This window comes from Homoserinibacter sp. GY 40078, from assembly GCF_008017545.1.
Classification (GTDB): Bacteria; Actinomycetota; Actinomycetes; order Actinomycetales; family Microbacteriaceae; genus Homoserinibacter.
Window position 1 is genome coordinate 148,205 of record NZ_VRTZ01000003.1, and the last position, 13,046, is coordinate 161,250.

A 13,046-nucleotide genomic window follows, 5' to 3' on the forward strand; every position below is an offset into this window, starting at 1 on the left:
TCTACCCCCGTTCGGGGGGTAACGTCGCTCGCGTCCGTGTCGTCTGAACAGCGGACGGCACACGTGAGTAAGGGGAACACGTGAGAGCAACACGGAAGTCGATGATGACGGCCACCGCCGTCGCGACAGGCGCGATCCTGGTTCTGGGATCCGCCGCACCGGCCATCGCAGGCACCGGCCCGGGTCATGGCGGAGATAGACACACCTCGGTGTCGCAGCAGTTGCAGCGCGCGGTCTCCGCGCACTCGATCGAGAAGCGGCTGCGCACGTTCCAGTGGATCGCCGATCGCTACGACGGCAACCGAGCCGCCGGCACGGAGGGGCACGAGAAGACGGCCGCCTACATCGAGAAGCTCCTGAAGCGCGCCGGCTACAGCACCGAACGCCAGCCGTTCAGCTACGAGAAGGTCAACATCGACCGGGCGGAGTTCTCGCAGGTCTCGCCGGATCCGGTGGACTACGTGCTCGAGGACGAGTTCTATCCGATGGACTACTCGGGCGAGGGTGCCGTCGAGGAGGGTGCGGTCACTCCCGTGGACATCAACCTCGACGGAGATCGTGCGTCGACCTCCGGCTGTGAGGCCGAGGACTTCGCCGGCTTCCCGGCCGGCGACATCGCGCTCGTGCAACGCGGCTCGTGCGACTTCGCCACGAAGGCCGCGAACGCGGAGGCGGCGGGGGCATCCGCGGTGGTCGTGTTCAACCAGGGCAACGACGTGCCGGGTGACGACCGCTTCGGCGTGATCTTCGGAACGCTCGGCGAGCTGGGCATCGGCATCCCGGTGCTCGGCACGAGCTTCGAGATCGGTGAGACGCTCGCGACGGCGACCGATCCGACGGTGAGCATCGTGCTCGAGACGACGACCGTGACGGTCGACACCTTCAACCTCCTCGCGCGGTCGAAGAAGGGCGATCCGACCGAGCAGGTCGTGGTCGGTGCCCACCTCGACTCCGTTGCGGAGGGACCCGGCATCAATGACAACGGCACCGGATCGGCGACGATCCTCGAGGTGGCGCTGAAGCTCGCGAAGCTCAAGGCCAAGCCGGCCAACCAGCTCGTGTTCGCGTGGTGGTCGGGCGAGGAGGACGGCCTGCAGGGGTCGGACTACTACGTCTCGCAGCTCGGTGAGGAGGGCGTCGCGAACACGGCGCTGAACCTCAACTTCGACATGGTCGGATCGCCCAACCCGGTGCGTTTCGTCTACGACGGAGACGGCTCGGAGTTCGGAGACGAGGGCCCCGAGGGCTCGGCCGAGATCGAGGCGACGTTCGTGGAGCACTTCGCATCGAAGGGGCTCGAGACGGCGCCGACCGAGTTCGACGGTCGGAGCGACTACGCCGCGTTCATCGACGCGGGCATCCCGGCGGGCGGTCTGTTCACGGGAGCCGAGGGGATCAAGACCGAGGAGGAGGCCGCGATCTTCGGCGGCACGGCGGGGGAGCCGTACGACCCCTGCTACCACCAGGCCTGTGACACCAAGGACAACGTCGACGGGGCGGTGCTCGGTCAGATGGCGGATGCCGTGGCCCACGCGGTCGCGACGTTCGGCTCGGTCTCCTCCTGGGGTTGGGGCTGGCACGGACACCACGGTCACGACGGCTCGTGGAAGAAGTGGAACAAGAACCACGGATGGGACGGCCGCGGGTTCCACGGCTCCCACGGAGGTGACGGTAAGCGCTGAGCGCACCACGCTCCGCACATGAGCGGCACCCGGCCGGGCAGCATCCACCCCCCGCTGCCCGGCCGGTCCGCATCCGGATACCGTCCCGCCCCGCGCCGTTCGCCCACGGCACGTAGGCTCGTCGGGTGCCGGAATGCATCCACGGGTTCGACGAAGGTCTCTGCGACATCTGCTACCCGCGGAAGGCGCCCGAGCCGGTGCGGGCGGCTCGCAGCAGCACCGCCACTCGCGCGCCGCGCGCGACGACCGTGCGGACCGCCTCGGCGCCCGCCGCGCCGGCGACGCTGAAGCTCCCCGGCCGCCGCGTCTTCCACGTGACCCACGTGCGCACCCTCGAGTCGATTGCGCTCGATGGTGCGCTCGTGGCCGGCGCTGAGCCGGATGTCGACCTCAGCTCCGCGACGACCCGCGAGCTGCGCGCCTCGGCGACCGTTCCGGACGGCCGCAGCGTCGCCGAGCTGGTCCCGTTCTATGTGGCCCAGGATGCGAACCGCTGGCGCGAGCTGCGATCCGGCGCCGAGGGCGCCCACTGGTCGGATGCGGCCCGCGCCTCCCGAGCCACCGAGTTCGTCGTGCTCGCGGTGCCGGTCGACGCCCTCGGTGATGACGTGATCCTCGCCGACGCGGATGCCGCGGGCGTCACGACCCGGTTCGCCGCCGGACGCGACGCGGGCACGGCGGCGCTGCGCCGGATCCACGCGCTCGATCCCGACTTCCGGGACGCGGAGTTGCTGGCCCCGGGCCCCGTGCCGCTCGCCTCGGTCGCCATCATCACGGTCGCGAACGACAAGATCCGCGATCGGGTGCGCGAGATGTTCTCGGACGCGGGAGCGACCGTGCCGCGGATCGCGGTGCACCCGCCGAGCTTCCAGCCCGCCGAGTAGCTGCCTTCGGCCTCAGTCCCGCTCGGGCTCCGGCCCGCGGCGGAAGCGGCGGCCGGTCACGTGCCGCGGCCGGATGCGCACCCAGCGGTATTTGAGCGTCGGCGCCCACGGCGTGAGCGGCACCGCGCTCTCGGCGTGCTCGATGTCGGCGGCGGCTTCGAGCCGCTCGGCGACACCCTTCACGACAACGCTGTACGCCTCGCCCTCGTCCCAGCCGTCGATCTCGAGGGCCACCTCGGGGTGGGCGGTGAGCTCGACGAGCTTCGTGCCGGGGGCGGTGCGCAGATACAGGGCGCCGTCGTGGATGGCGTAGTTGATCGGGAAGATGTCGATCTCGCCGCCCGCCGCAAGGGCGAGCCGTCCGAACGGGGCGAGCTCCAGAAGCTCCCAGCACTCGCGCTCATCGAGTTCTTCGACCGGGTTCATCGCATCGCTCATGTCGCCACCTCGCACGTCATCCGTGTCCATCGTCGCGCGATGCCTCTCGCGGCGCCAGGGACCTTCGACCCGCGGGGGTGCTCCCGGTCGAAGGCGCGCCCCACGGTGTCGTCCGCATCCGCTTGGATGGGCACATGATCGTCCTCCTCGGGCTCGCGAGCGCCGTGATCTACGGCGTCTCCGACTTCTTCGGGGGGCTGGGGGCGCGGCGCATCCCGCCCGTGCTCGTGAGTCTCGTGAGCTTCGCGGCCGCCGTCGTGCCGATCGCGGTGGTGACGCCGCTCATGGGCTCGGTCTGGTCGGTCGAGGCAGTGACACTCGGTGTCCTCGCCGGTGTCGCGGGCGCCCTCGCGATCTGGGCGTTCTACGCGTCGCTCGCGATCGGCCCGATGAGCGTCATCTCGCCGACGGTCGCGGCCGTGGCGGCGCTGCTGCCCGCGGTGGTCGGCATCCTGCGGGGCGAGCGCTTCACGCCGGTGGGGTACGCGGCGCTCGCGGCGCTCGTCGTGGCGGCGGTGCTGCTGGGGGTCACGCGCGAGCAGTCCGGCGGACGGGTCGGCGTGCGTGTCGTGGTGCTCGCCGTGCTCGCGGGCATCGGATTCGGCGGCTACAACGTGCTCATCGAGGCGACGCCTCCCGAGTCGGAGCTCGTGCCGCTCCTGGTCGACCTGATCGTGGGGCTCGCCGTGTTCGTGGTGGTCGTGGCGGTGCTGCGGATGCGACGGGGTGCGGCGCTGCCGGTACTGAGCGCGGATCGCCGGGGGCTCGCTCTCGCGGCAGGCGCGGGCCTCCTGCTCGCGGCCGCGAACGCGCTGCTCGTGTGGGGTCTGCACCTGGGCGAGCTCGCGATCATGGGGGTGCTCGGCGCGCTGTATCCGCTCGGCACCGTGCTGCTCGCGCTCGTCGTGCTGCGTGAGCGTCTCACGACGGTGCAGGTCGTCGGCGTGGCCCTCGCGCTCGGGGCATCCGTCGCGCTCGTGTTCGGCTGAGGCTCGCGCGCGGCTCGGTAGGATCGAGGGGATGTCGCTCCCCTTCTCGCAGGCCTCCGGCGCCGATGTGCGCGTGCGGTTCTGCCCCTCGCCCACCGGCACCCCCCACGTCGGGTTGGTGCGCACCGCGCTTTTCAACTGGGCGTACGCCCGGCACACGGGCGGCAAGCTCGTGTTCCGCATCGAAGACACGGATGCGGCACGCGACTCGGAGGAGAGCTACCTGCAGCTGATCGACGCTCTGCGTTGGCTGGAGCTCGACTGGGATGAGGGCGTCGAGGTCGGCGGCGAGCACGGGCCGTACCGCCAGTCGCAGCGCACCGAGATCTACCTGGAGCTCATCGAGCGACTGAAGGCATCCGGTCACCTCTACGAGTCGTTCGTGACTCCGGAGGAGATGGAGGCGCGCAACGTCGCCGCGGGCCGTGACCCGAAGCAGGGCTACGACAACTTCGAGCGAGACCTCAGCGACGAGCAGCGGGCCGCGTTCCGCGCGGAGGGCCGAGTGCCGGCGCTGCGTCTGCGTGTGCCCGACGAGGACCTCTCGTGGCACGACCTCGTGCGTGGCGACATCACGTTCCCCGCGGGCAGCTTCAGCGACTTCGTCGTGGTGCGCCCGAACGGCGCCCCGCTGTACACATTTGTGAATCCGGTGGACGACGCGCTCATGGGTATCACGCACGTGCTCCGCGGTGAGGACCTGCTGCCGTCGACGCCGCGACAGATCGCGCTATATCTCGCCCTTATCGAGGCGGGGGTCACGGACTTCATCCCGCAGTTCGGCCACATGCCGTACGTGATGGGGGAGGGCAACAAGAAGCTCAGCAAGCGCGACCCCGAGTCGAACCTGTTCCACCACCGCGACCGCGGCTTCGTGCATGAGGGGCTGCTGAACTACTTGGCGCTGCTCGGCTGGTCGATCGCCCCGGATCGCGATGTCTTCACCCGCGACGAGCTGGTGGCGGCGTTCGACATCCGCAACGTGAACCCCAACCCTGCCCGCTTCGATCTGAAGAAGGCGGAGTCGATCAACGGCGACCACATCCGCATGCTGCAGGTGGACGACTTCACCGCTCGGATCGTGCCCTACCTCGAGGGGTTCGTCGCCGATCCGCCGACGGCCGCCGAGCAGGCGATCCTGCGGGAGGCGGCGCCGCTCGTGCAGGAGCGCGTGGGCCTGCTGGGCGAGACGCGTGGCATGCTGCAGTTCCTGTTCACACCCGACGACGAGCTGGTGTTCGAGGCCGATGCGCTGCCGAAGGACGTCGACGAGGCGCGCCTCGTGCTCGACGCGGCCGAGGCGGCGCTCGAGCAGCTCGACGAGTTCGGTCGAGTGGAGATCGAGGCGGCGCTGCGTGCGGCCCTGTTGACACCGGCCGAAGAGGGCGGACCGGGACTCAAGCCCCGCACCGCCTTCGGGCCGCTGCGCACGGCGATCTCGGGTCGCAGGATCAGCCCGCCGCTGTTCGAATCGATGGAGATCCTCGGCAAGGAGTCGACCCTCGCCCGCATCGAGCGGTTCCGCCGCAGCCTCGCCTAGGGCGCTCGCCGTGGCGGAGCTCGTGCAGGTTCGGGTGAAGCCGGGCTCGTCGAAGGGCCCGCTCGTGGAGGAGGGCCCGGATGGCGTGCTCGTCGTGCACGTGCGGGAGCGCGCGGTCGAGGGAGCCGCGAACGAGGCCGTCGTGAAGGTCGTCGCCGCGCACTTCGGGATGCGCCGCCGCGACGTCACGATCCGCCGCGGGCACACCTCCCGGCAGAAGACCCTGGAGCTCGATCGCTGAGCGACCGGAGCACCCCCGCGCGTGCGGTAGAGTAGGCGGTCGGTTCGGTTTTCCGAGCCACCGCGGATCGGCCCCTGGCCGAGCCCTTGGGGTATGGTGTAATTGGCAACACGGCTGATTCTGGTTCAGTTGTTCTTGGTTCGAGTCCAGGTACCCCAGCTTTGAAAAGTCCCGGTCACCGGGACTTTCTCGTTTCTGCGAGCGTTTCGAGCGCCGCCAGCTGGCCGCTCGGGCACGCCAACGAGGAGATCACCCACGCGTCGAGGTCCGAGGCCGGATGTGCGGGGGTGCCGTCATGGCACCACCGGGGATTTCATGGTTCCGCGTTCACTACGCCGCGTTGGCGACTGTCTCGATGATGTGCGCGAGCCACTCGCGAGCGGAGGCGATGTCGGGGAGCACCGGCGTTTGACCGTCCACCTCGGTCTCGTCCCGCACATCGGCGTAGGCGAGATCCCAGTCGTCCATCGGTCGCAGCGGCAGCGGCGGCCAGGGCTGCTGGCGGCGCCAGTCGAAGGTCCGCTCGCACAGGTTCCGCAGGGTCGTGAGGTCGGGCCCGGTGTTCCAGAGCAGTTGCAGGTCGACCAGGTCGTGTGCTCGCTCGTAGGTGGGATCAGTGACGGCATGGATCTTCTGGGCGAGCTGATACTCCAGATCGACCAGCTCGACCGGCTGCAGGTCGCCGAACCCGAAGCGCGCGCCGAACTCCACAAGCTCGCCGTCGATCTCTCTCGGCGTGTGGGCATGCGTGTCGATCTCGGGATCGGAGACCTCGACCTCCAACGCGCCCCACGCGCTGCCGAGGAACGCGATCGACACCCGGTACGGGTGCATTACGTACTCGGGGCGGGCGAGCCCCGGATCGTGCCGCCGCGCGGTGCGCGCCGTCGCGGTGAAGGCGACCCGATCGGGAGCCTCGGGATCGCGACGCAGCTCGCCTCTCGACGGAGGCACCGTCCCCCACCCCGCGGCGAGCCGAGCACGGAACGCCTGCTCGAACTCCTCGCCGCGGGCGTGAGTCGACAGGTCGAGGTCGGAGGTGGCGCGTGTGCCGCGTTCTCCCAGGCGCAACTTCACGCCCATGCCGCCCTTGATGGCGACCGCGTCGGGAAGCATCTGCGACACGATGAGGGTGCACAGCATCACGCGGGCGCGGGCGATCGGGATGCTCAGCTCGCTCGCAACGTGGGCGAGTCGGTCGTTGAGCTGGGTTACGTTCAGCGGCGGCGCCACTTCGCTCATGCGGGCGCCGCAGCTTCCGCCGGGAGCTCCCCGACGTCGATGAGGTCGCGTCGTAGCGCCTGATCGACGAGCTTTTCCCAGCGTTCGGGTGGCATGCGGTGCCGCATGTCTTCCAGCGCCCGCCGCACGGTCGTCGCCGGGATGCCTTCGTACTCGGTGAGGTCCTCTGCAGGCATGTCGGTGCGGTACTTCAGGTCCATCCATCCCGGCAGGGCACGCCGAACTCGGCGACGGGTGCCGACCCGCACCCTGGGCGGGTTGAACTGCCCCAAGCCCAGGAGGTCGAGCACGGACTCGCGTTGCAGGAAGGCGCCCTCGCCGGCAAGCGCGACCGCGACGGCCGGCTCGGTGAACGGGGTCGTCGGCACGTCACGGTGTGTGTAGACGCCCTGCCCGTATGCCCGGAGCGCACCGCGCCCAGCAAGCTTCCGCACCTCGACCGCGGGCACCCCGACGTCCTCCGCCTCCGCAATGGTCACTACGCCGTTGCGGGACGCTGCGATCTCCCACAGGTCACGCCGGTATCCCATCACCGCACCTCCGTGTCAATAGCGTACCAATAACGGTACTCTATTGACGGAACGGATGTTCTGGTGCGTGTGGCATATCCGGGACCACCTAGCCCTACCTCGCCTCCGTCAGCACGCCTCCGCGATCGAGCCGCAGTTCGGCCGTGAGGCCGAGCCGGTCTAGGAACGCACGGTCGTGGCTCACGACGATGAGCGCTCCGCGGTAGGCGCCGAGCGCATCGACGAGCTGGTCGATGCTCGGCAGGTCGAGGTTGTTCGTCGGCTCGTCGAGGAGGAGCAGCTGGGCGGGGGGAGTGGCGAGCAGCAGCTGCGCGAGGGCCGCGCGGAACCGCTCGCCGCCCGAGAGCGACCCGACCGTCCGGCCGACCATCGCGCCGCGCAGCAGCAGTCGTGCGAGCTGGTTGCGCAGCTCGGCGGTGGGGGTGCCGGGTGCCGCGCGCTCGATGTTCGTCAGCACGCTCGCCTCATCGTCGAGCGCGTCCAGCCGCTGCGTCAGCATTCCCACATGATCGACGAACGCCTCTGCATGCGCGCGCCCGTCGGTCAGGCCCGGATCCGCGTTCGGCACGAGCTGCCGAAGCAGTGTCGTCTTGCCCACCCCGTTCGGCCCGGTGAGCGCCACCCTCTCCGGGCCCTGCAGGACGAACTCCCGGCCGTCGCCACCGACGAGCCGTGCGATCCGCCGTCCCGCGGGCACCCCCGGGTCGGGCAGGTCGATCACGATGCGGTCGTCGTCGCGGATGCGCGACTCGGCATCCGCCACCGCCTCGCGGGCGCTCGCGACCTTGTCGTCGAGCATGCCCCGCTTCGCGCCCTGCGCCTTCTCGGCCGAGTTGCGGCGATCGTTGATCGCGGCCTTCACGAACCGGCGGTTCACGGCGTCCTTCCGACCCTTGCGCTCGCTGTGCGCGATGCGCTCCTCCGCCTCGATGCGCTGCCGCTTCTCGACCGCGAGGGTCTTCTCGGCGGCGCGCAGCATCCGCTCGGCCGCCTGCTGCTCCCCGTCGACCTGCGCGCGGTACGCGCTGAACGAACCGCCGTACACCGCGAGGGATCCGGCGCGCAGCTCGGCGGTGTCGTCCATGAGCTCAAGCAGGGCGATGTCGTGACTCACCACCACGAGCGCACCGCGCCACGAGCGGACGACGTCGGAGAGGCGCTCGCGCGCATCCGCATCCAGATCGTTCGTGGGCTCATCGAGCAGCGCCACATCGGGACGCCGCAGCGTCACGCCCACGACAGCGGCGAGCATCGCCTCGCCGCCCGAGAGCGTCCCGACGGTCCGATCGAGGCTCGCTACCTCGAGCCCCGCGGATGCGAGCGCCGCAAGCGAGCGCTCCTCGATGTCCCAGTCGGTGCCGATCCGGTCGAACAGCTCCGGCTCGGTGCGGCCCGACTCCACCGCGCGGATCGCGGCGACCGTGTCGTGAACGCCGAGCAGCTCGGCGAGAGTGAGCGACGGATCGGCCGCGAGCCGCTGCTTCAGCCGCACCACCGATCCGGTGGTCGTGATTCGACCCGAACTGGGCGCGAGCTCGCCGGCGATCAGGCGCAGCAGGGTCGACTTGCCGACCCCGTTGAGGCCGACGAGGCCGGTGCGACCCCTGCCGAAGGCGCCCGAGACGTGCGCGATGGGGGTCTGGCCATCCGGCCAGGCGAAGGTGACGTCGTGCAGCACGACGGAAGGTGTGACGGACATGCGGATCTCCAGGACGTGTCAGAAGGTGGCACTGACACGGGATCCGCGGAAAGGAGGGCGCGGCTCGGTCAGCGGGGAACGCTGGAACCGAGATCCGTCACGAGATGTCCTTACTCACGCTCCTTCTCACGCGCGGCGGGGTGTGCCGCAGGAGCCTCGGAGAGTATGCCACGCCCGGCCTCAGCACGCGAGCGCCGAGCGTGTCGCCACAGCAGCCAGGCGCTCAGCACCCCTTGCGCCATGACGATCGCGCTGATGGTCGAGGCGATGAGCCCCGCGGCCTGGTCCGCCGCCGTCAGCAGGTCGAACCCCGCGTGCCAGAGCAGTACGGGCACGATGCTGCCGCCTGCACCGAGCGTCATCCATGCGAGCAGGAACGAACCGCACACGAGGGCCAGCATCCACCCGACGATCCCGGCACCCATCTCCATGTAGGTGGGGTTGAAGAAGAACGCGGGAGCGTGCCACGCGATCCACACCCCGCCGACGACGAGCGCCGCCCAGAACGGGCTCATGCGGCGCGAGAGCGCGGGCAGCAGCCAGCCGCGCCATCCGGACTCCTCACCCAGTCCGAACGTCAGCACCCACACGAGCGCCACCAGCGGCCATGCCAGCCCGGAAAGCTTCTCGGTGAGGCCGAAGCCGCCCGCATCCGGCCAGCTCCCCTCGACCGCGAACACCGTCACCCACGCGATCGCGAGATAGGCGAGCGGCATGCCGACCCCGGCGAGCCACCAGACCCAGCGGAACCGGACCGAGAACGCCCGCCGCGCCCACGCCGCGATGCCCCGACCTCCGCCCTCCCACGCGGCAGCGGCGACAGCCCCGCAGAGCGGCCCCATCGACGCGAGGAAGAAGGTCCACGGCATCTCGTCGAGGCCGACGGTCTGCGCCTCGACGAGGATCGGCAGCCAGATCGCCCACGTCACGAGGAAGGCGACTACGAGGAAGACCGCGACGCCGCCGGGGCGCCGTCTCTCGGCGGCAGGGGTCGCGGGAACCGTCTCAGACATCGGCAGCAATCCTCTCGCGCCCCCGGCCCGGCCACCACCACGCCGCACGACCCATGAGCGTCATCACCGCGGGCACGAGGAGCAGGCGTATGACGGTCGCGTCGATGAACACCGCCACTGCGAGGCCCACCCCGAAGACCTTGATCACCGGGTTGGCGCTGAAGGTGAAGCTCAGGAACACGGCGATCATGATGATCGCGGCGGCCGAGATGACGCCGCCCGTGCGGGCCAGGCCCTCCGTGACCGCGTCTCGCGGGCTCACGCCCCGCTGCCACGCCTGGCGCACCGCGGTCAGCAGGAACACCTCGTAGTCCATGGACAACCCGAAGAGCACCGCGAAGAGCATCATCGGCACATACGGGTCGAGCGGCATCGGCCCGTCGAGCCCGAAGAGCTCGACGCCGTGACCCTCCTGGAACACCCACACGATCGCCCCGAAAGCCGCTGTGATCGAGAGCACGTTGCACACGGCAGCCTTCAGCGGCAGCAGTACGGAGCGGAACGTGAACGCGACGAGCGCCATCGCGGCCGCGATCACGATGCCGATGAGCCAGGGCAGCCTCTCGGCGATCCGGTCGCTGAGATCGAGGCGCGTGGCGACCACGCCGCCGACATGGGCCTCGATCCCCGTCGCAGGGATCACGTCCGTGCGCAGGTCGTCCACCAGTTGCGCGGTCGCGGCGTCGTTGGGACCGCTCGTGGGGATGACCTGCATCGTGATGATCCCGTTCTGCGCGGATGCCCGCGAGACCGAGGCGACATCGTCGCGCGCCGCGATCGTGCTGTTGAGCGAGCCCCAGAGGTCAGCATCGTCTCCTTCGGCGACGATCAAGAGCGGTGAATTCTGGCCGGCGCCCCAGTGCTCGGCGGTGAGGTCGAACGTCGCGCGCTGGTTCGAACCGGGGAGGGCGTTCCCCGCGGATGACTGGCCCAGCTCGAGCGAGAGCGCCGGCAGTGACACGGCCGCGAGGGCCGCGATCGCGGCGGCACCCGCCACGACCGGATGCCGGGTGAGCCGCGGTGCGATCCGGTCCCATCCGCCCCGGGGCGGCGCGGGCGCGTCGGAGGCGGGCCGCTCACGCCGCGGCAGTGCGCGACGTCCGATGAGGGCGAGCACCGCGGGGGTCAGCGTGAGGGTTGCCGCCACCGCCACGAGCGCGACGATCGCCGTTGCGAAGCCGAGCCACGCCACGAACTCGACCCCGGAGATCGCGAGACCGGTGGCGCAGAGCGCGACCGTGATGCCGGCGATCGCCGCTGCCTCGCCCGCGCCGCGCCCTGTCGCGGCGACGGCGTCGATGACCTCCGCACCCTCACGCAGCGATTGGCGGAAGCGCGAGAGCAGGAAGAGGGCGTAGTCGATGCCGACCCCGAGGCCCACCATCACCGCCAGGGTCACGGCGCTCTCGGGGATGCCGAATCCGTGGCTCAGCAGCCACACGCCGCTCGCTCCACCCGCGACCGCGATGATGCCGGTGGCGACAGGTACGAGCGCGGCGAGCGCCGATCCGAGTGCGATGAGGAGCACGACGAGCGCCGCGATCACACCGACGAGCTCGCTGTTGACGCCCCCGGCGCGGTCGAGCTGGGTGCCGAGCGGAGACCCGATCGCGACCTCGAGCCCGGCATCGCGCGCCGGGTCGAGGGCGGCATCGACCTCGCCCTGCCACGCGCGCCCTTCTTCCTTCGGATCGCCCGGCACCGAGAGCGTGAGCGCATCGCCATCGGGCGAGATCACTCCGGTGCGCGTCGCGGTCGGTACATCGTCGAGCGGATTCTCGATCTCCTCGCCGGTCGCCTCCTCGAGGGCGGTGACCACCTCGTCGATGGCGTCGGCGTGCGTGGCGATGTCGTCACCCGCCACCACGATCCGGCTCGTCGGGGTGCCCGTGTCGTCCGAGTCGCCGCGCTCCTCGAGCAGCCGATTCGCGGTCTGGCTGTCGCTGCCGCTCACCTCCACGTCGTCCTGAAGGGTGGGCCCGATGAGGAAGGCCGTCGCGAACAGCGCGCCGACCACGCCGACCCAGACGAGCACTACGAGGAGGCGGTGACGGGCGCAGGCGCGCGCGAGCGCGGCGACGAGGTTCTTCATCTCAGTCCTCCGAAGCGGTGTCGAGGCAGTCGCGGACGCGACCGAGGGCGGACCCGGATCCGGAGGACCGGTCGGTGGGGGCCGAGACGGTCACCTCGACGGCTCCCGCACGGAAGTCGACCTGCTCCACGGCGAGTGATCCCGCCGAGAGCGGTATGCCATCCAGAAGCCGGCGTCCCAGCCCGTCGTCGCCGCCCAGCGCAGTCAGCACACGCTCAGCGGGCAACGAGATGCCGGCGACGCTCACCGAGTCCGCCGTCAGCGTCCAGCCGTCGGAGGTGCGGTGCGGCACGAGCAGCACCTCGACCGGCACCGTCATGCCGCGCAGCGTGCGCTCGGTGCCGACCACGAGACCGTCCGGCATGGCGTGCACCGTGAGCTGCTGGTCGATGCGGCACGCGGCGATGTCGGCGAGCGCGGCGTCGGTCGCCGTGAGCCGCACCTGTACGTGCCCCGAGAGCACCTGCCCGAGGGCCGAGCCTCCGGCGGGCTCCACCGACATCCCCGGGAATCCGGCGGAGAGAGAGCTCATTCGATCCTCGATGCGGGCCTGCGCGACCGCTTCGCCGGTGACAGCCAGAGCGCCGACGCCGACCACGGCGATGCCGGCGACGATCAGAATCGTGCGTGTTCGACGGGAGACCATGCCGCAACCCCATCGTCCCGGCCTCTCGGAATCCGCCCGAGCGCCTGACG

The 13,046-nt window shown here is 70.5% G+C and carries 12 protein-coding genes and 1 tRNA gene; 6 read left to right on the forward strand and 7 right to left on the reverse strand.

Annotation, left to right across the window (positions count from 1 at the left end; all coding sequences use genetic code 11):
* Window positions 1-80 precede the first annotated feature (80 nt).
* Together FVQ89_RS13965 and FVQ89_RS13970 are read left to right on the forward strand one after the other, a co-directional pair.
* Window positions 81-1,682, forward strand: a complete 1,602-nt coding sequence (locus tag FVQ89_RS13965; protein ID WP_147902601.1) for a M28 family peptidase — start codon at window positions 81-83, stop codon at window positions 1,680-1,682.
* A 125-nt stretch (window positions 1,683-1,807) separates the two neighbouring features.
* A complete protein-coding gene (locus FVQ89_RS13970) occupies window positions 1,808-2,566 on the forward strand; it encodes a DarT ssDNA thymidine ADP-ribosyltransferase family protein (protein ID WP_147902602.1) in 759 nt (252 codons plus the stop codon).
* 12 nt (window positions 2,567-2,578) lie between these two features.
* Here the strand turns inward: FVQ89_RS13970 and FVQ89_RS13975 are convergent, their stop codons facing one another.
* Window positions 2,579-3,004, reverse strand: coding sequence for a pyridoxamine 5'-phosphate oxidase family protein (locus FVQ89_RS13975; RefSeq protein WP_147902603.1), 426 nt, complete (start codon window positions 3,002-3,004; stop codon window positions 2,579-2,581).
* Between the two features lie 134 nt (window positions 3,005-3,138).
* Between FVQ89_RS13975 and FVQ89_RS13980 the strand changes: the two genes are divergently transcribed.
* From FVQ89_RS13980 to FVQ89_RS13995, 4 genes are all read left to right on the forward strand, one after another.
* Window positions 3,139-3,993 (forward strand): EamA family transporter, encoded by an 855-nt coding sequence (locus FVQ89_RS13980; protein WP_147902604.1) that lies wholly within the window; start codon window positions 3,139-3,141, stop codon window positions 3,991-3,993.
* Window positions 3,994-4,024: 31 nt separating this feature from the next.
* A complete protein-coding gene (gene gltX, locus FVQ89_RS13985; RefSeq protein WP_147902605.1) occupies window positions 4,025-5,533 on the forward strand; it encodes a glutamate--tRNA ligase in 1,509 nt (502 codons plus the stop codon).
* A 10-nt stretch (window positions 5,534-5,543) separates the two neighbouring features.
* Window positions 5,544-5,774 carry a DUF167 domain-containing protein gene (locus FVQ89_RS13990; protein WP_147902606.1) on the forward strand — a complete coding sequence of 77 codons (231 nt, stop codon included), beginning with the start codon at window positions 5,544-5,546 and terminating at the stop codon, window positions 5,772-5,774.
* An 87-nt stretch (window positions 5,775-5,861) separates the two neighbouring features.
* A tRNA-Gln gene (locus FVQ89_RS13995) sits at window positions 5,862-5,933 on the forward strand.
* A gap of 171 nt (window positions 5,934-6,104) precedes the next feature.
* Here the strand turns inward: FVQ89_RS13995 and FVQ89_RS14000 are convergent.
* The 6 genes from FVQ89_RS14000 to FVQ89_RS14025 all read right to left on the reverse strand — a co-directional run bounded on the left by FVQ89_RS14000 (window position 6,105) and on the right by FVQ89_RS14025 (window position 12,996).
* Window positions 6,105-7,016, reverse strand: coding sequence for a nucleotidyl transferase AbiEii/AbiGii toxin family protein (locus FVQ89_RS14000; RefSeq protein ID WP_255513637.1), 912 nt, complete (start codon window positions 7,014-7,016; stop codon window positions 6,105-6,107).
* Window positions 7,013-7,546, reverse strand: coding sequence for a type IV toxin-antitoxin system AbiEi family antitoxin domain-containing protein (locus FVQ89_RS14005; protein WP_147902607.1), 534 nt, complete (start codon window positions 7,544-7,546; stop codon window positions 7,013-7,015). Before FVQ89_RS14005 ends, FVQ89_RS14000 begins: the two co-directional genes overlap by 4 nt.
* 94 nt (window positions 7,547-7,640) lie before the next feature.
* Window positions 7,641-9,245, reverse strand: coding sequence for an ABC-F family ATP-binding cassette domain-containing protein (locus FVQ89_RS14010; protein WP_147902608.1), 1,605 nt, complete (start codon window positions 9,243-9,245; stop codon window positions 7,641-7,643).
* 110 nt (window positions 9,246-9,355) lie between these two features.
* The gene (locus tag FVQ89_RS14015; protein WP_147902609.1) at window positions 9,356-10,258 is read right to left on the reverse strand and encodes a CPBP family intramembrane glutamic endopeptidase; all 903 of its coding nucleotides are present in this window, start codon (window positions 10,256-10,258) and stop codon (window positions 9,356-9,358) included.
* A complete protein-coding gene (locus FVQ89_RS14020) occupies window positions 10,251-12,350 on the reverse strand; it encodes an MMPL family transporter (RefSeq protein ID WP_147902610.1) in 2,100 nt (699 codons plus the stop codon). Before FVQ89_RS14020 ends, FVQ89_RS14015 begins: the two co-directional genes overlap by 8 nt.
* A 1-nt stretch (window position 12,351) precedes the next feature.
* Entirely contained in the window at window positions 12,352-12,996 is a 645-nt protein-coding gene (locus FVQ89_RS14025; RefSeq protein WP_147902611.1) for a hypothetical protein, read from the reverse strand.
* Window positions 12,997-13,046: the final 50 nt, after the last annotated feature.